Here is a 16,853-nt window from a genome sequence, read left to right as displayed (position 1 = left end):
CTACGCCTCTCCACCCTGTTCCTGCTGGCCTGGGCAATGGCCTGGCCGGTCCTGGCCGGCACGCTTGTGGTGGAGGTGCGCGACGGCGCCGCCCGGCCCCTGCCCGAGGCGGTGGTCTTTCTGGAATCGGCGCAGGCGCGCCGTCAGGTCCGCCCGCTGGACAAGGCGGAGATGGGGCAGGCCGGCAAGCAGTTCGTGCCACAGGTGCTGGTGGTGACGACGGGAACAGCGGTCGATTTTCCCAACCGCGACACGGTGCGGCACCATGTCTATTCCTTTTCGCCGGTCAAGAAGTTCGAGCTCAAGCTCTACATCGGCACCCCGAGCCAGCCGGTGCTGTTCGACCAGCCCGGCATCGCGGTGCTGGGCTGCAACATCCATGACCAGATGGTGGGCTGGATCGTGATCGTCGACACCCCTTATTACGGTCGCACGGCAGAACAGGGCCAGGTCCTGCTCGACAAGCTGCCGCCCGGCAACTACCGTCTGCGGACCTGGCATCCCGGCCTGCCCGTGGGGGCGGCGGCACTGGACCAGGCCGTGACCGTGCCGGCCGAAGGCCAACTGAGCGTGACTGTACGTTTGACGGGTGTGCGGCCATGAGTTTCACGTTCAACCGGCGCAGCCTGATCACCCGGCTGGTCGGCCTCTCGCTGCTGCTGCTGCTCTTCGTGCAACTCGCAGGGTTTTTCGTGGTGCGCGACAGCATTGCGCGCAACGCCCGCATGCAGATCGCGCGCGAATTCGATACCGGCGAGAAGGTGTGGCTGCGCCTGCTCGACCAGAACGCCGAGAAGCTGCGCCAGAGTGCCGCCCTGCTGGCCGCCGATTACGGCTTCCGCTCCGCGGTCAGCTCCGACGATCTGGAAACCATTGCCTCGGCACTGGAGAACCACGGGCAGCGCATCGGTGCGGCCATGACGGCGCTGCTCGATACCGGACTGAAGGTGCGTGCGGTCAGCACGGACACCCCCGGTGCCGACCTGTCGGCCATCCTGGGCCGGCTGGCCCCGGCCCTGGCCGAGCCCTCGCAGGGTGGGCGCATCGTCGTGCTGGACGGCCGCCCCTACCAGCTGGTCATGGTGCCCATGCGCGCCCCGCTGGTGGTGGGCTGGGTGCTGATGGGTTTCCCCGTGGGGGCCCCGCTGGCCGAGGAGATGCAAAGCCTGCTGGGCGTGCAACTGGTGCTGCAGGTGCGGCGGGCCGATGGCAGCCTGGCGGCGCCGGTCAGCACGCTGCCGGCGCAGGCGCTGCAGATGCTCCAGGGCATGAAGGGCGAGGTCCGGGAACTGGAGGTTGGCGGATCGACCCTGCTGGTGCGCGAGATCCGGCTCGACGCCGTCGGCGGCGAAAGCCGGGTGCTGCTGCTGCGCTCCATGGACGACGTGGTGGCGCCCTACCGCAATCTGCAGGTCCTGCTGGCCTTCATCACGGCCGGTGGTGTGCTGCTGTTCGCCCTGGGCAGCGGCCTGATGGCGCGGCGCCTGACCACGCCCCTGCGCTCCCTGCTGTTTGCCACACAGCGGCTGTCGCGCGGGGATTACAGCGTGCCGCTGGAAGACGTCGAGCGACGCGACGAGATCGGCAACCTGGCACGCTCCTTCGACCGCATGCGCGTGGACATCGCGGCCCAGCAGGCCGAGATCCGGCACCTGGCCTACTGGGACCGGCTGACCGGCCTGCCCAACCGGGAGAACTTCCGCGAATCGGTGCAGCAGGCCATCAGCAGCAGCGCGCCTGGCGGCGAGCTGGCCATCATCACCCTGGACCTGGACCGTTTCAAGCATGTCAACGACGTGCTGGGTTACGCCTTCGGCGATCAGCTGCTCAAGACCGTGGCCGGCAAACTGGCCGATGTGCTGGGCGACGCGTCGGGTGTGGTGGCGCGCCTGGGCGGCAATGAGTTCGCCCTCCTGCTGGAGCCGGGCAACCCGGCGCAGGCAACCGAGCTGGCGGCCCGGGTGGCCAGCAGCCTGGAAGTGCCGCTGGCCCTGGCCGAGCAGACCGTGGACCTGAGCGCTGGCATCGGCATTGCGTGCTGGCCCGCGGATGCTCAGGACGTGGACACGCTGCTGAGCCGCTCCGAGATCGCCATGTACGTGGCCAAGCGCAAGCTGGAAGGGCCGCTGCGTTACGACCCGGCCTACGATTCGGCCAGCACCCAGACCCTGTCGCTGCTGACCGAGTTGCGCCGTGCCGTGGACCAGGGCGAGCTGCGCCTGTTCCTGCAGCCCAAGGTGACCCTGGCCGACGGTGCAACGCACGCGGCCGAGGCCCTGGTGCGCTGGGAGCATCCGCAGCGCGGCCTGGTGCCGCCCATGCAGTTCATCCCCTTCGCCGAGCAGACCGGCTACATCCGCCAGCTCACGCTCTGGATGTTCGAGGAGACCGCACGCCTGCTGGCCACGCCGGCCGCCGCGGGCCTGCGCGTCTCGGTCAACCTGTCCACGCGCGACCTGCTGGACCTCGAACTCAGCGCCCGCCTGGGCCGCCTGCTGGAGGCGCACGGCGTGCCGGCTTCGGCCTTCTGCCTGGAGATCACCGAGAGCGCCATCATGGACGACCCGCAACGCGCCGAGGCCATGCTCAACCGCCTGTCCGAGCAGGGGTTCAAATTGTCTATCGACGACTTTGGCACAGGCTATTCCTCCCTGGCCTACCTCAAACGCCTGCCGGTGGATGAACTCAAGATCGACAAGTCCTTTGTCATGGGCATGGAGACCGACGCGGACGACGCCATCATCGTACGCTCCACCATCGACCTGGCCCACAACCTGGGCCTGAGCGTGGTGGCCGAAGGGGTGGAAAACGCCGCCATCCTGGAGCGCCTGCGTGCCCTGGGCTGCGACGAGGTGCAGGGTTATCACATCAGCCGTCCGATGCCCGCACCGGCCTTCATGGCATGGCTTAGTAAGTAAAATAAAGCCCATGCTGCAGCAACGTACCCTCAAGTCCCTGACCCGTGCCGTAGGTGTGGGCCTGCACAGCGGCCAGCGCGTGGAGATCACGCTGCGCCCGGCGCAGGCCGATACCGGCATCGTGTTCCGGCGCGTGGACCTGCCGCAGCCGGTGGACATCCCCATGTCGGCCATGGCGGTCAGCGACACGCGCCTGGCCTCCACCCTCTCCAACGGCGACGCCAAGGTGCACACCGTGGAGCACCTGATGTCGGCCTGTGCCGGCCTGGGTATCGACAATCTTTACGTGGACATCACGGCCGAAGAGGTGCCCATCCTCGACGGCTCTGCGGCTTCCTTCGTCTTCCTGCTGCAGAGCGCCGGCATCGAATTGCAGAACGCGCCGCGCCGTTTCATCCGCATCACCAAGCCCATCGAGGTGCGCGAGGGCGTGGGCGCCGGCCAGAAGTGGGCACGCCTGGACCCCTACCACGGCTACAAGCTCAGCTTCGAGATCGACTTCGACCACCCGGCCGTAGACTCCACCGGCCAGCGTGTCGAGTTCGACATGAGCGTGCACAACTACTCGCGTGACATCGCGCGTGCGCGCACCTTCGGTTTCACCAAGGACGTGGAGATGATGCGCGCCAACGGCCTGGCCCTGGGCGGCGGGCTGGACAACGCCATCGTGATGGACGACTACAAGGTGCTCAATGCGGGTGGCCTGCGCTACGACGACGAGTTCGTCAAGCACAAGATCCTCGACGCCATGGGCGACCTCTACATCCTGGGCAAGCCGCTGCTGGCCGCGTACAGCGCTTTCCGCTCCGGCCACGCCATGAACAACAAGCTGCTGCGTGAACTGCTGCAGCGCACCGACGCCTGGGAAACCGTCACCTTCGACAACGAGAAGTTGGCGCCCAAGGGTTTCGCGCAGCCGGCGCGCGCCTGGTGATATGGCCCCCACGCTCCACCGTTGCACGGGTCGCTGCCCCCCAAGGGGGCTAATTCGCCTTGGGGCGGCCCGGCGGCGAATTGCCCGCACGAGGTAAGCGCATGCTGCTGTTGCGCTGGCTCATCCTGCTGCTGCTGATCGGCGCAGCCGTCTGTTTCGCCTTTTATGCCGGCACCGGCCAGGCACGCTACAAACGCTGGGGCCTGGTCACGCTGAAGTGGACATTGATCGCCGCCTTCGGCTTTTTTGCCGTGCTGATCCTGCAGCGTATTGCCTAGACATCGGCCTTAAGTGCCACGGCGTCGCACCGTGGAAAACGGATCGGGCTCCCCCTTCTTTTTCGGTGCTTCGTCACGCGTCTTGACGGCATCGAGTTCGTTGAAGGCGGAGGGCATCTGGCTGTCCTGGAAAGCCACCGAGTCTTCCCACATGGCCCAGTCCGACTCCTGGTTGCCCTCGCTCACTTCCGGCAGGGGCGGGGGGGCGGGCGGCATGGCGCTGCGGGCCGAGGTGCCAGAGGGCGCCGCGGGCCGGGGCTGGGATGCCGTGGCTGGCCGGACGGGCTTGGCCGGGCTGGTGGGCTTCGGTGCGGACTTGAAGAATTTCAGCATGCGGGCATCCTGGGTGCTGTACGCTTGAGATGGCCACAATTTAGCGTGCGTAACGGTTTGTGACAAGTCGATGGCACGCATCCCCGTGAAAGAATGCCATGAAACCCCCATTTCTGCCGGATCTCCGGGTCGTGCTGCTGCCGGCGACCCTGTGGCTGCTGGCGGGCGCGGTTGCGGCCCAGGAGGGGGCATGGCGGGAGCGTCTGCGCGAACGCCAGCAGGCACCTGCGGTGGCGATCACCGCCCCGGGCGACTACCGCTACAGCTTGGAGCACGGCGGACGCACCCGCCTGTACCGCGTGCACGTGCCGGCCGGCTACCGCAGCGACAGCCCGGCGCCCCTGCTGCTCTCCTTGCATGGCGGGGGTGGCAGCATGGACCACATGGCCCGGGACGAGAATTACGGCCAGCTCGGCCATGCGGCCCGCGAAGGCCAGGTGCTGGTCTTTCCCAATGGCATCAGCCGTTTTCGCAATGGCATGTTCGCGACCTGGAATGCCGGCGCCTGCTGCGGCGCGGCGCGTGACGAGGGGGTGGACGACGTCGGTTTCATCCGCGCCGTGCTCGAGCGTGTCATGGGTCAGCTCAATATCGACCGCCAGCGCGTTTATGCCACCGGCATGTCCAATGGCGCCATGATGGCCTACCGCCTGGCCTGCGAGATGCCCGGCTTGATCCGTGCCGTCGCCGCGGTGGCCGGTACCGACAACACGCTCAGCTGCACGCCTGCGCAGCCGGTCTCGGTGCTGCACATCCATGCGCGCAACGATACGCATGTGCTTTTTGAGGGCGGCGCCGGCCCGGATTCGGTGGAACGGGCCCTGGTGACCGACTACCGCTCGGTGCCCGACACGGTGGCGCGCTGGGTGGAACGCAACCAGTGCCCGCGCACCTCCCAGCGTGTCCTGGAAAAGGACGGCGCCTGGTGCGAGCGTTACGCGCCCTGTTCGGGCGGCACCCAGGTGCAGTTGTGCGTGACGGACGCGGGCGGGCACAGCTGGCCCGGCTGTCAGAAGCGCCGCGGCGAGTCGCCCTCGCAGGCCGTGAGCGCGAACGAACTCATGTGGGCGTTTTTCGGGGCCCCGCCGCGCTGATCAGCGGCTGCGTCCGGCCCGGTACATGCCGCTGGTGCCGCGCGTGAGCACGGTGGCCCTGGCGATCTGGGCCTGCGAGGCGCCGGCATGGGCCTGCGTGATGGCGATGCCCAGCGCGTCGGCGGCGTCGGGGCCCGGCAGGCCCGGCAGCTTGAGCAGGCGCTTGACCATCTCCTGCACCTGGGCCTTCTGCGCACGGCCGTGGCCGACCACGGCCTGTTTCATCTGCAGCGCGGTGTACTCGGCCACCGGCAGGTCGGCGGTCACCAGTGCCGTGACGCAGGCGCCCCGCGCCTGACCCAGCAGCAGGGTGGACTGCGGGTTCACGTTGACGAAGACGATCTCCACCGCGGCCGACTGCGGCTGGTAACGCGCCACCACCTCGCGCAGGCCGTCGAACAGCACCTTCAGGCGCGCCGGCAGTTCGCCCTGGGCGATGTGCGTGGTGCTGATGGTGCCGCTGGCCACGTAGCTGAGCTGCTGCCCGGCGACGTCGATCACACCGAAGCCCGTGGTGCGCAGGCCGGGGTCGATGCCGATGATTCTCACGGCAGTTCGGCACGCCAGAGGCGGCCGGCGATCACGCTGGCGCGCTCGGCCAGGTAGGGTGACTGGGGCAGCTTTTCGTAATGACGCGGGCGCGGCAGCATGACGGCCAGGCGGGCGGCCTCGCCGGGGTTCAGGCGCGCCGCCGGCTTGCGGTAGTAATGCTGGGCCGCGGCCTCGGCGCCGAACACGCCTTCGCCCCACTCGACGTGGTTGAGGTAAAGCTCCAGGATGCGCTGTTTGCTCAGCAGCTTCTCCAGCAGGTAGGCCAGCACGAACTCCTGGCCCTTGCGCAGCAGCGTGCGTTCGCCCGAGAGCAGCAGGTTCTTGGCCAGTTGCTGCGTGATGGTGGAGCCGCCGACGATCTTAGGCGGGCGCACATTGCGCGCACCGTTGACGGCCAGCTGGGTGGCGCGTTCTTCGGCGGCGGCGTTTCTCTGCCAGGCTTTCTCCAGCGCGTCCCAGTCCACGCCCTCGTGCCAGGCGAAGCTGTCGTCTTCCGAGGCGATGACGGCGCGTTTGAGATGGTCGGAGATCTGCTCGTAGTCCACCCACTGCTGGCGCCAGCGCAGATCGCCTTTTTCACCCAGGATGCGCCAGGCCTCGGAGCGCTCGAAGGTGGTGGATTGCGGATGCGTCACGGCCATCAGGGCGATGCGGGCGACGAAAAAAAGCTGCAGCGCCAGCAGGGCGACCAGCAGCAGGACGAGCCAGCGCAGCACGGCTTTCATGGCATTCAGGGTGCGCTGAGGCGCGTTTCCAGGGTTTCGTTGCGCGAGAACTTGAAGCGCGAGACGACCACGATCTGGTCGGCCTCCTTGCGCATGCTCTCGGTGAAGCGGCCGAAAGGCGCGGACGCGCGGGCGATGGCTTCGGCGCGGCGGTCCAGCACGCGGTTGCCCGAACTCTCGGCGATCTCGGTGGAGACCACCTGCCCCTGGCGATTCACCGTCACCACCATGGTCAGTTCACCATAGAGTTTCCTGCCGCCCGAGGAGGGGAAGTTCTCGGTGCCCTTGTCCTCGATGGCGCGGCGCAGGCGGTCGTAATAGATGGCATAGGCTTCCTCGCGCGTGGAGGGGCCGATGTAGCGCTTGCGCGGTTTCTGGCTGTCCTGCTTGATGCGGCGCTCGATCTCGGCCAGCTGTTTGAGCAGCAGGCGGCGTTTGGCCTCCTGCGCGGCCTGTTCGTTGCTGGGCCTGGCCTGCTTGGGGTCCGGCAGGGGCAGGGAGGCGAGCTGCTGGCGCACCTGGGCCAGCAGCATGGTCTGCTGCTTCTGCAGTTGCTGCATCCGCTTTTGCGACTCCTCTTCCAGCGTGTCACCGCTGTCGGAGAGCTGGGTCGAGGGCAGGGGGCTGGTGGCGCGGCCACGCTCGGCCTCACCACCGCCCGCCAGGCTGGTCTGGGCAATCGCCAGCGCCTTGTCCGGGCGGGCGTTACCGCGCGCATTGACCAGGATGACTTCCAGCGGCGTGTCGCGGAAGGCGCGCTCGATCGCCTCGGGGTCGACAAAGCGCACCGTCAGCAGCACCGCATGCACGGCGACGGAGATGCCGAGGGCGTATTCGAGAGTGCTGAACTTGCGCAGTTTCACGAGGACGGATTATCCCCTGAAGCCTCGGCGGCGGGCGTCTCGGATTCGTTGACATCGACCGCAATCGCGATGGGGCCGGCGGCCAGGTGTTCGGCCTCGGCGTCCTCGGCTTCCTCCTCTTCCATCGGGGCCGCCTCGGCGTCGAGCCGCTCCAGCACCGTGCCGCTGACGTCCAGCGCTACCTCGTCGATGTTGCCCAGCCTGACCAGCACGCGTGCGCCGCGCGGCAGGCCCTGCGCGCCCATCACCGGCAGCACCAGTGGCAGGGTGTCGGCGCGCGCCAGGTTGTCCTTGAAGACCGTGGCTTCCAGCTCGGTGATGCCCCGCTGCTGCAGGTACTTCAGCGTCCAGTAGCGTTCGATGGTGGCCTGATAGCCGTTGTAGGTGCTGTAGGCGGCGTCGAAGCCCGAGATGATGGAGAACAGGTCCGCATCCTTGGGCTTGAAGGGCGCGGCCAGCGCGGCCGTCTTGCCGTGGCGCGCGCAGGCGATGATCTGCCACTGGTTCACCAGGTCGGTGTAACGACGCAGCGGCGAGGTGCTCCAGGCATAACTTTTCACGCCGAGGCCGGCGTGCGGCAGGGCTTTGGTGCCCATGCGCACCTTCATGCCCGGTGCGAGGGAAGCCTGGCTGCGGTAGATGGCCGGCACGCCGAGCTCGCCCAGCCACTGGCCCCAGGTGCTGTTGGCCAGGATCATGGCTTCGGCCACCATCAGGTCCAGCGGGGCGCCGCGGCTGCGGGTGCCGATCTGCACCTGCTCGCTGCCCTGTGGCTCGGCGCCCTCGTTGCCCACGAGCTTGAAGGTGTAGTCCGGGCGGTTGAAGGTCTCGGGTTTGCCGCGTACCACTTCACGCTGGGCCTTGAGGTGGCGCGCCAGGCGGTGCAGGAAAGCCAGTTCGGTGCGCAGGCCGGCGCTCAGGTGGTCCGGGTCGGGGGTCGCGTGTTTGAAAGACTGGTCTTCCAGCCAGGCGGTGGTGACCACCCCATCGATCTGGTCATGGCGCAGGTTGTGCGCGATCGGCACGCATTCCAGGCGCGTGTCGTGGCCCAGCACCTCCAGTGAGTCTTCCTTGAAGGCCACGTAGAGCGAGACCGCCGGGCAGGCGCGCCCTTCCTGCAGGGTGTAGCGCTGCACCACCTCGTCCGGCAGCATGGTGATCTTGTAGCCCGGCATATAGACCGTGGACAGGCGGGCGCGGCTGACGTTGTCGATGGGGTCGCCGCGCTGCACCGCCAGGCCCGGGGCGGCGATGTGGATGCCCACGGTGACGGTGCCCGTGCCCAGGCCCTGCACGGAGAGCGCGTCGTCGATCTCGGTGGTGGCCGAGTCGTCGATGGAATAGGCCTGGACGCTGGCCAAGGGCAGCTCATCCTTGATCTCCGGCGCCACCAGGGCCGGGAAACCATAGCCCTTGGGGAAATTCTCGAACAGGAAGCGGCGCCAGTGGAACTGGTAGGGCGAGTCGATGGCGCCGGCCTTCTGCAGCAGGTCCAGCGGCGCGAGGTGCGTGGCGCGCGAGGCCTCGACCACGGCCTTGTACTCGGGCGCGTTCTTGTCGGGCTTGAAGAGGATCTTGTAGAGCTGCTCGCGGATGGGCTGCGGGCACTCGCCGCGGCCCAGGGCCTGCGCCCACTCGACGATCTGCTCCTGGATCAGGCGCTTTTTCTCGATCGCAGCCAGCGCCTGCTGGATGATCTCCGCCGGCGCCTTCTTGTAGCGCCCCTTGCCGGCGCGACGGAAGTAGTGCGGCGCCTCGTGCAGGCGCAGCAACGTGCCGGCCTGCTGCGGCAGCGTGGGTGGGTCCTGGAAATAGACAGCGGCCAGATCGGCAAAACCGAAATCGTCTTCGGGCGCGAATTCCCAGGCCAGGTCCAGCTCGATGCTCTCGCTCAGGGCCTGGGCCGCGCCCAGCAGTTCGGCCGGGGCCGGCTTCTCGAACTTGAGCAGCACGTTGGCGGTCTTGACCTTGACGCGTTTGCCGGATTCCAGCTCCACTTGCAGCGAAGCTTCCGCTTCGGACAGGATACGCCCGGCGAGGAACTTGCCGGCTTCATCGAACAATGCATGCATAAACCCGATTGTCCCAGCAAATGCTGGCAGCCTCAGCTGGCCAGATCGAGAAAGGCCAGCACCTCATCGAGGTGGTCGGCAAATTCAGTGATGGCGTGGTTGCTGCCTTCCAGCAGTCGCATGTGTGCGCCCCGGTAGTGGGCGCTCATTTCCCGCCAGTCCAGCACCTCGTCGCCCTTGGCGATCAGGGCGTAATAACGGTCGGGGTTCGTGATGGCGGGCACGGCCAGGGCGCGCAGTTCGTCCACATAGGCGGCCTTGAACTCGAAGCTCTCCTGCGGCTCGTGCCAGCTCGGGTGCACGCCCACCTGGGTCGCCAGGTCCCGTGCCGCAAACACGGCCGGGTTGAGCACGGCGGCACGGCAGCCGGTCTGTTCGGCCACCCAGCTGGCATAAAAACCGCCCAGGGAAGAACCGATGACCGCCATGCGCCTGCGCGGCCAGTTGGCGATGCCCTGCATGACCCTGTCCATGGCCTCGTGCGGCGAGGGCGGCAGCTGCGGACACCAGAGCGTCACGCCCGGGTGCCGCTGCGCGATGCGCTCTTGCACCAGCTGAGCCTTGGTCGAGCGCGGGGAGGAGCGGAATCCGTGCAGGTAGAGCAGATGGGTGATGGGCATGGGGCGGTGGGATGCAAAAGTCACGACAGATCGTAAGGGATGGCACCTCCTCCCATGAACATGGGAGGGGCTGGCGTGGGCAGGGCAGGCGGTAGCGGCTATGCTCTGCCTGAACCGTGAGTGAGAGGTCGACAGGACTATGCAAGTGTGGCGCGTGCTGGTGGTGGAAGACGATGCGCAGATGCGGGATTTCTTCGCGGCCAGCGTCTCGCGCTGCGCCGGCCTGCAACTGGTGGGCGCTGTGGGCTCGGTGGCCGAGGCCCGGGCCTGGCTGGACAACGATGCCAATATGGTCGATGTGCTGCTGACCGACCTGGGGCTGCCGGATGGCAGCGGCCTGGAGGTCATCCGCCACGCCACGCGCCTGCACCCGCGCTGCGAGCCGCTGGTGATCTCGCTGTTTGGCGACGAGGACAACGTGCTGGCCAGCATCGAGGCTGGTGCCCTGGGCTACATTCACAAGGATTCGGCGCCGGACGACATCGCCCAGACCATCCTGGAGATGAAGGACGGTGCTTCACCGATCTCGCCCATGATCGCGCGCAAGGTCCTGTCCAAATACGCCAGCAAGCGCCCCCGTGCCGACGAGGTCCCGGCCGTGCCCGAGCCTTCGGCGCCCGCCCGGCCGTCGCCCGAGGCGCCGCTGCTGTCGCCACGCGAGCACGAGGTGTTGATGCTGATCGCCCGCGGTTTCTCCTATGCCGAGATTGCGCGCCTGCAGTCGGTCAGCGTGCACACGGTGCAGACCCATATCAAGAACCTGTACTCCAAGCTCTCGGTGCATTCCAAGAACGAGGCTGTCTTCGAGGCCTCGCGCCTGGGCCTGTTGCCACCGAGGGGCTGAGGCATGAGGCTGCTGCGCAGGCTGGGAGGGTTCTTGCTGCTGTGCGGCCTGCTGCCGCTGGCGCAGGCGGAGCTGCTGGAACTGCGCCGCGCGCAGGTGAGCACGGTGGTCGCCGGTGACCTGCTGGAGGGCGAGACCAGCCTGCCCTACAACTGGGACCGCCAGCACGGTGGCCAGTCGGGGGCGGCGGTGTTCGAAATTCCGTTGCAGCTGCTGCAACCGCCCGCCGAACCCTATGCCGTGTATTTCTCGCGGGTGGGCAATCGCGCCGAGATCTGGCTCAACGGCATCCTGCTCTCGCGTTTTGGCGACCTGAACCGGCCCAATCGCGAGGATTACGCCAAGGCGCCGCAGTACGTGCTGATCCCGGCCCAGCTGCTGCAGCGCGACAACCTGTTCCGCATCATCGTGCACGCCGATGGCGGCAGGCGCGGCGGGCTGTCCAGCATGCTGGTGGGGCCCGAGGTCGAGGTGCGCGAGCATTACCACTCGGTCTACCGCTGGCTGGTCAACGGCTCGATCGCGGTGTCGGTTTTCAGCCTGGTGGTGGGGGTGATCGCCCTGCTGCTGTGGGTGACCCAGGTCGAATCGGCCCCGGGGGCCCGGCCGCGGCGCGTCGGCCTGTACCTGAGCGCCGGCATTGCCGAGATGTGCTGGATGCTGCGCCTGTCCGACACGGCCCTGACCGACCCGCCGCTGGCCTGGCCCTGGTGGGGGGTGCTGCAGACCCTGGCCTACGCCGGCTGGTTCTGCGGCTCCGCCCTGTTCTGCCATTACGTCGCGGGCTGGCATCGGCATGCCTCCATGCGCTGGGTGCGCGGTGTGGTGTGGGCGCTGATGCTGACGGCCGCCCCGGCGGCCTGGCTGGCCTACACCCGCCACAACGATGCCTACCTGACCGGCTGGTATGGCTTTGCCACCTTCCTTTTCATCGCTTATGCCGCTGTCTATTTCTGGGGGTCCCTGCGCCGACCGACCACCGAGCATGTGCTGGTGGCCGCCGCCGGCGTGTTCAATGTGCTGGTCGGCTTTCGTGACTGGCTGGTGATCCGGGCCAGCAGCAATTTCAGCGAGATCTCCTGGATGCGCTATTCCTCGGTGTTGTTCGGCCTGGCCCTGGGGTACATCGTCATCACGCGCTTTCGCGAAGCCAGCGCCCAGGCACGCGACCTGATGGACAACATGGCGGCCAAGGTGCAGGAGAAGGAGCGGGCGCTGGCGGCCAGCTACCAGCAGCTCGAGCAGCTGGCGCGCGAACAGGAGCGTGCGGCCGAGCGCACCCGCATCCTGCGCGACATGCACGACGGCGTGGGCTCGCACATCAGCGCGGCCATCCGCCAGCTGCAGTCGGGCAAGGCCAGCAGCGACGACCTGTTGCAGACCCTGCGCGACTCGCTGGACCAGCTCAAGCTGTCCATCGATGCCATGAACCTGCCCCCGGGCGACCTGACCACCCTGCTGGCCAATCTGCGCTACCGGCTGGAGCCACGTTTCAAGGCCTCTGACATCGCCCTGGCCTGGGACGTGGACCTGTTGCCGCCGCTGGCGCGCCTGGACGGCAAGGCCATGCGCCAGCTGCAGTTCATGGTCTTCGAGGCCCTGTCCAATGTGCTGCAGCATGCCCAGGCCAGCGAGCTGCGCATCGAGTTGCGCGCTTGCCCGGGTGGCGGCGCCCGGCTGCGGGTGATCGACAACGGCCGCGGTTTCGACCCCGAGCGGGTGCAGCGCAAGGGCCTGGCCTCCCTGCGCGAACGCGCCGCCGCCATCGGGGTGGTGCTGGAGCTCAGCAGCGAGCCGGGGCGCACGGTGGTGGAAATCCTGATCGTCTAACGCCAGCTGGACACCGCATTGGCGGGATAATGCAGGCCATGCTGGTCACCTTCGAACGCCCCTCCCTGATGCAGCGCGCCATGCCCTGGTTCCAGGGCTTCGACGGGCCGCTGGCTTTTGCGGTCTTCATGCTGGCCGGCATCGGCCTGCTGACCATGTACTCCTCGGGTTACGACCACGGCACGCGTTTCATGGACCATGGGCGCAACATGCTGATTGCCGGTTTCATCATGTTCGTGGTGGCCCAGGTGCCGCCGCAGCGCCTGATGAGTTTTGCCGTCCCCCTGTATGTGCTGGGCGTGACCCTGCTGATCGCGGTTGCCATCTTTGGCATCACCAAAAAAGGCGCCAGGCGCTGGATCAACGTGGGCGTGGTGATCCAGCCCAGCGAGATCCTGAAGATCGCCGTGCCGCTGATGCTGGCCTGGTGGTTCCAGAAGCGTGAAGGCCAGTTGCGCCCGCTGGACTTCCTGGTGGCCGGCGCCCTGCTGCTGCTGCCGGTGGCACTGATCATGAAACAGCCCGACCTGGGCACGGCCCTGCTGGTGCTGGCCGCCGGCGTCTCGGTGATCTTCTTTGCCGGCCTGAGCTGGAAGCTGATCGTGCCGCCCGTGCTGCTGGGCCTGCTGGCCGTACTGCTGCTGATCATCTTCGAATCCGACCTGTGCGCCACGGGTGTGCGCTGGCCGCTGTTGCACGACTACCAGCAACAGCGCATCTGCACCCTGCTCGATCCCTGGCGCGATCCGCTGGGCAAGGGTTTCCACATCATCCAGGGCATGATCGCCATCGGCTCGGGCGGTGTGCTGGGCAAGGGTTATATGCAGGGCACGCAGACCCACCTGGAGTTCATCCCCGAGCGCACCACCGACTTCATCTTCGCGGCCTATTCCGAGGAGTTCGGCCTGCTGGGCAACCTGGTCCTGCTGGGCGCCTTCCTCTTCCTGGTGCTGCGCAGCCTGGCTATTGCGCTGGAGGCCCCCACGCTGTTCGCCCGCCTGCTGGCCGGTGCCATCACCACCATCTTTTTCACCTATGCCTTCGTCAACATGGGCATGGTCAGCGGCATCCTGCCCGTGGTGGGCGTGCCCCTGCCTTTCATCAGCTATGGCGGCACCGCCATGGTCACGCTGGGCCTGGGCCTGGGCATGCTCATGTCCATCGCCAAGTCCAAGCGCCTGATCCAGTCATGAGCGCCGCCCGGCCGCCAGCAGGCGCTCGCACCGCAGTGCACAGCACGGAGGTATTTCAGTGACGCGCCCGGCGGCGCCCTACCCCGTGGCCGTGGTGGGCGTCGGCAATATGGGCGGCGCCATGGCGGCACGCCTGCTCAAGCTGGGCTGGCCGGTGCAGGTGCACGACATCGATGCCCGGAAACATGTGACCTTGCTGGCCGCGGGCGCCATGGCCCATGCCAGCCCGGCACAGGCCGCCTTGGGCTGTGCGGCGGTGATCGTCTGCGTGGTCGATGCCGTGCAGTGCGAGCAGGTGCTGTTCGGCCCCCAGGGCCTGGCCGGGGTCATGCCACCCGGGGGCATGGTGCTGTTGTGCCCGACCATCGCCCCGCAGGACACCGAACGCCTGGCCGGGCGCCTGGTCCGGCATGGCCTCGAGGTGCTGGACGCGCCCATGTCCGGTGGCCCGGCCCGGGCGCGCGAGGGCAGCATGAGCCTGATGCTGGCCGGCCCCGACGCACTGGTCGCCCGGCACGAGACCCTGCTGGGCGCGCTGTCCTCGCGCATCTTCCGCATCAGCGAGCGGGTGGGCGATGGCGCCCGCACCAAACTGGTCAACAACCTGGCGGCCGGCATCAACCTGGTGGCCGCCGCCGAGGTGCTGGCCATGGCGCGCGCCATGGGTCTGGACCTGGGACGCACGCTGGACGTGATCGAGCAGTCCAGCGGGCAGAGCTGGATCGGTTCGGACCGCATGCGCCGGGCCATCGCCGGCGACTATGTCCCGCGCGCCCACATGACCCTGCTGGAGAAGGACACGCGCCTGGCCCTGCAGGCCGCGCAGGCGGCCGGTTACAGCGGGCCGCTGGGCGCTGCGGCGGCGCAGGTCTTTGCCCGCGCCAGCGCCGCCGGCCTGGCCGACCTGGACGACGCGGCCCTGCTGCGCTGGCTGGAAGACCCGTCCTAGTCCCTAGGCTGCAACGGACATGGGCCCGTCCTACAATGAACCCATGATTTCACGCGAACCCACCCTGGAGCGACTGGCGATCGCCCGTGAGCTGCTGCTCACCCCCTTCGGCCTGGACGAGTCGCACCTGCTGCGCGCCCTGTCCGAGATCCGCGCGCACAAGGTGGACGACGCCGACCTCTACTTCCAGTACACGCGCAGCGAGGGCTGGAGCCTGGAAGAAGGCATCGTCAAGACCGGCTCCTTCAGCATCGACCAGGGCGTGGGTGTGCGCGCCGTCAGCGGCGAGAAGACCGCCTTCGCCTATTCGGACGACATCTCCGAGGCCTCTCTGCTCGACGCCGCGCGTACCGTGCGCACCATCGCCAGCGCCGGCCAGTCGGGGCGCGTGAAGGCGGCGGCGCAGAAGATCGCCGGCTCGCGTTCGCTTTATCCCGGCACCGATCCCATCGCCACGCTGGACAGCACGGCCAAGGTGGCGCTGCTGGAGAAGGTGGAGAAGCTGGCACGCGCCAAGGATCCGCGCGTGGCGCAGGTCATGGCCGGTCTGGCCGGTGAATACGACGTGGTGCTGGTGGCCCGTGCCGACGGCACGCTGGCGGCCGACGTGCGTCCGCTGGTGCGCCTGAGCGTGACGGTGATCGCCGAGCAGGCTGGCCGGCGCGAGATGGGTTCTTCGGGTGGCGGAGGCCGTTTCGGCCTGGCCTATTTCGACGAGGCCATGATCCACCAGTACGTGAACGAGGCCGTGAGCGCGGCGCTGACCAACCTCGAGTCGCGCCCGGCCCCGGCCGGCGACATGACCGTGGTGCTCGGCCCTGGCTGGCCCGGCGTGTTGCTGCACGAGGCCATCGGCCACGGCCTGGAAGGCGACTTCAACCGCAAGGGCTCCAGTGCCTTTGCCGGCCGCATCGGTCAGCGTGTGGCTGCCAAGGGCGTGACCGTGCTGGACGATGGCACCATTGCCGACCGCCGTGGCTCGCTCAACGTCGACGACGAGGGCAACCCGACCCAGCGCAATGTGCTGATCGAGGACGGCATCCTCAAAGGTTACATCCAGGATTCCCTGAACGCACGCCTGATGAAGGTCCGCCCCACGGGCAACGGCCGGCGCGAGAGTTATGCCCATGTGCCCATGCCGCGCATGACCAACACCTACATGCTGGGCGGCGACAAGGCGCCCGAAGAGATCGTGGCCAGCATCGAACGCGGCCTGTACGCTCCCAACTTCGGCGGCGGCCAGGTGGACATCACCTCGGGCAAGTTCGTGTTCTCGGCCAGCGAAGCCTACTGGGTCGAGAAGGGCAAGATCCAGTACCCTGTCAAGGGCGCCACCCTGGTGGGCAACGGGCCCGACGCGCTGACCCGGGTGACCATGATCGGCAACGACATGCGCCTGGACAGCGGCGTGGGCACCTGCGGCAAGGAAGGCCAGAGCGTGCCGGTCGGCGTGGGCCAGCCCACGCTGCGCATCGAGGGCCTGACGGTCGGGGGAACGGCCTGAGACCGGCTGCGGCGGGCCCCGCCATTTCCTGTGCTATATTGAACGCCATGGTTTCGACCCGTTCCTACTTTTTTGGCTACTTTTGGTTCTCAAGCGCCGCCGGCGGAAGAGAGTTCTGAACGTACCCTGAAGAAACGTACCGAA

At 67.7% G+C, this 16,853-nt stretch carries 16 protein-coding genes; 10 read left to right on the top strand and 6 right to left on the bottom strand.

Going from position 1 to position 16,853, the window contains the following annotated elements:
* Positions 1–36 precede the first annotated feature (36 nt).
* The 4 genes from HTY51_RS14000 to HTY51_RS13985 all read left to right on the top strand — a co-directional run bounded on the left by HTY51_RS14000 (position 37) and on the right by HTY51_RS13985 (position 4,130).
* The gene (locus HTY51_RS14000; protein WP_174254294.1) at positions 37–603 is read left to right on the top strand and encodes a methylamine utilization protein; all 567 of its coding nucleotides are present in this window, start codon (positions 37–39) and stop codon (positions 601–603) included.
* On the top strand, positions 600–2,918 hold the full coding sequence (locus tag HTY51_RS13995; protein ID WP_174253292.1) for a bifunctional diguanylate cyclase/phosphodiesterase: 2,319 nt from the start codon (positions 600–602) through the stop codon (positions 2,916–2,918). The genes HTY51_RS14000 and HTY51_RS13995 overlap by 4 nt, the downstream gene beginning before the upstream one ends.
* Positions 2,919–2,928: 10 nt before the next feature.
* A complete protein-coding gene (gene lpxC / locus HTY51_RS13990; RefSeq protein WP_174253291.1) occupies positions 2,929–3,852 on the top strand; it encodes a UDP-3-O-acyl-N-acetylglucosamine deacetylase in 924 nt (307 codons plus the stop codon).
* Between the two features lie 101 nt (positions 3,853–3,953).
* Entirely contained in the window at positions 3,954–4,130 is a 177-nt protein-coding gene (locus HTY51_RS13985) for a hypothetical protein (RefSeq protein WP_174253290.1), read from the top strand.
* 9 nt (positions 4,131–4,139) lie between these two features.
* Here HTY51_RS13985 and HTY51_RS13980 read toward each other — a convergent pair whose 3' ends face one another.
* Positions 4,140–4,463 carry a hypothetical protein gene (locus HTY51_RS13980; RefSeq protein WP_174253289.1) on the bottom strand — a complete coding sequence of 108 codons (324 nt, stop codon included), beginning with the start codon at positions 4,461–4,463 and terminating at the stop codon, positions 4,140–4,142.
* Positions 4,464–4,561: 98 nt separating this feature from the next.
* On the opposite strand from HTY51_RS13980, the gene HTY51_RS13975 reads away from it, so the two are divergent.
* Positions 4,562–5,557: a PHB depolymerase family esterase gene (locus tag HTY51_RS13975; RefSeq protein ID WP_174253288.1), complete on the top strand. Its 996-nt coding sequence runs from the start codon at positions 4,562–4,564 to the stop codon at positions 5,555–5,557.
* Here the strand turns inward: HTY51_RS13975 and ruvC are convergent, their stop codons facing one another.
* From ruvC to HTY51_RS13950, 5 genes are read right to left on the bottom strand one after another with little or no spacing between them, the layout of a single operon-like run.
* Positions 5,558–6,106: a crossover junction endodeoxyribonuclease RuvC gene (gene ruvC / locus HTY51_RS13970; RefSeq protein ID WP_174253287.1), complete on the bottom strand. Its 549-nt coding sequence runs from the start codon at positions 6,104–6,106 to the stop codon at positions 5,558–5,560.
* Positions 6,103–6,834 carry a monofunctional biosynthetic peptidoglycan transglycosylase gene (gene mtgA, locus HTY51_RS13965; protein ID WP_174253286.1) on the bottom strand — a complete coding sequence of 244 codons (732 nt, stop codon included), beginning with the start codon at positions 6,832–6,834 and terminating at the stop codon, positions 6,103–6,105. Before mtgA ends, ruvC begins: the two co-directional genes overlap by 4 nt.
* Positions 6,835–6,839: 5 nt before the next feature.
* Positions 6,840–7,697, bottom strand: a complete 858-nt coding sequence (locus tag HTY51_RS13960) for an energy transducer TonB (protein WP_174253285.1) — start codon at positions 7,695–7,697, stop codon at positions 6,840–6,842.
* Complete coding sequence (locus HTY51_RS13955; protein ID WP_174253284.1) at positions 7,694–9,769, bottom strand: ribonuclease catalytic domain-containing protein; 2,076 nt, start codon at positions 9,767–9,769, stop codon at positions 7,694–7,696. The genes HTY51_RS13960 and HTY51_RS13955 overlap by 4 nt, the downstream gene beginning before the upstream one ends.
* Positions 9,770–9,801: 32 nt before the next feature.
* A complete protein-coding gene (locus HTY51_RS13950; protein WP_174254293.1) occupies positions 9,802–10,389 on the bottom strand; it encodes a YqiA/YcfP family alpha/beta fold hydrolase in 588 nt (195 codons plus the stop codon).
* 139 nt (positions 10,390–10,528) lie between these two features.
* On the opposite strand from HTY51_RS13950, the gene HTY51_RS13945 reads away from it, so the two are divergent.
* From HTY51_RS13945 to tldD, 5 genes are read left to right on the top strand one after another with little or no spacing between them, the layout of a single operon-like run.
* On the top strand, positions 10,529–11,233 hold the full coding sequence (locus HTY51_RS13945; RefSeq protein ID WP_174253283.1) for a response regulator transcription factor: 705 nt from the start codon (positions 10,529–10,531) through the stop codon (positions 11,231–11,233).
* Positions 11,234–11,236: 3 nt separating this feature from the next.
* Positions 11,237–13,063, top strand: a complete 1,827-nt coding sequence (locus tag HTY51_RS13940) for an ATP-binding protein (protein WP_174253282.1) — start codon at positions 11,237–11,239, stop codon at positions 13,061–13,063.
* A gap of 38 nt (positions 13,064–13,101) precedes the next feature.
* Positions 13,102–14,256, top strand: coding sequence for a rod shape-determining protein RodA (rodA, locus tag HTY51_RS13935; RefSeq protein WP_174253281.1), 1,155 nt, complete (start codon positions 13,102–13,104; stop codon positions 14,254–14,256).
* Between the two features lie 58 nt (positions 14,257–14,314).
* Positions 14,315–15,205, top strand: a complete 891-nt coding sequence (locus HTY51_RS13930) for an NAD(P)-dependent oxidoreductase (protein ID WP_254606895.1) — start codon at positions 14,315–14,317, stop codon at positions 15,203–15,205.
* 43 nt (positions 15,206–15,248) lie between these two features.
* Positions 15,249–16,709 carry a metalloprotease TldD gene (gene tldD, locus HTY51_RS13925; RefSeq protein WP_174253280.1) on the top strand — a complete coding sequence of 487 codons (1,461 nt, stop codon included), beginning with the start codon at positions 15,249–15,251 and terminating at the stop codon, positions 16,707–16,709.
* Positions 16,710–16,853: the final 144 nt, after the last annotated feature.

The sequence above is a fragment of the Rhodoferax sp. BAB1 genome (assembly GCF_013334205.1).
In the GTDB taxonomy this organism is placed as follows: Bacteria; Pseudomonadota; Gammaproteobacteria; order Burkholderiales; family Burkholderiaceae_C; genus Hylemonella.
This window is presented reverse-complemented; position numbering and strand designations above follow the sequence as displayed.

Coding starts and splice junctions, on each gene's coding strand:
- HTY51_RS14000 (WP_174254294.1), top strand. CDS start 37: ATGGCCTGGCCGGTCCTGGCCGGCACGCTTGTGGTGGAGGTGCGCGAC.
- HTY51_RS13995 (WP_174253292.1), top strand. CDS start 600: ATGAGTTTCACGTTCAACCGGCGCAGCCTGATCACCCGGCTGGTCGGC.
- lpxC (WP_174253291.1), top strand. CDS start 2,929: ATGCTGCAGCAACGTACCCTCAAGTCCCTGACCCGTGCCGTAGGTGTG.
- HTY51_RS13985 (WP_174253290.1), top strand. CDS start 3,954: ATGCTGCTGTTGCGCTGGCTCATCCTGCTGCTGCTGATCGGCGCAGCC.
- HTY51_RS13980 (WP_174253289.1), bottom strand. CDS start 4,463: ATGCTGAAATTCTTCAAGTCCGCACCGAAGCCCACCAGCCCGGCCAAG.
- HTY51_RS13975 (WP_174253288.1), top strand. CDS start 4,562: ATGAAACCCCCATTTCTGCCGGATCTCCGGGTCGTGCTGCTGCCGGCG.
- mtgA (WP_174253286.1), bottom strand. CDS start 6,834: ATGAAAGCCGTGCTGCGCTGGCTCGTCCTGCTGCTGGTCGCCCTGCTG.
- HTY51_RS13955 (WP_174253284.1), bottom strand. CDS start 9,769: ATGCATGCATTGTTCGATGAAGCCGGCAAGTTCCTCGCCGGGCGTATC.
- HTY51_RS13950 (WP_174254293.1), bottom strand. CDS start 10,389: ATGCCCATCACCCATCTGCTCTACCTGCACGGATTCCGCTCCTCCCCG.
- HTY51_RS13945 (WP_174253283.1), top strand. CDS start 10,529: ATGCAAGTGTGGCGCGTGCTGGTGGTGGAAGACGATGCGCAGATGCGG.
- HTY51_RS13940 (WP_174253282.1), top strand. CDS start 11,237: ATGAGGCTGCTGCGCAGGCTGGGAGGGTTCTTGCTGCTGTGCGGCCTG.
- rodA (WP_174253281.1), top strand. CDS start 13,102: ATGCTGGTCACCTTCGAACGCCCCTCCCTGATGCAGCGCGCCATGCCC.
- tldD (WP_174253280.1), top strand. CDS start 15,249: ATGATTTCACGCGAACCCACCCTGGAGCGACTGGCGATCGCCCGTGAG.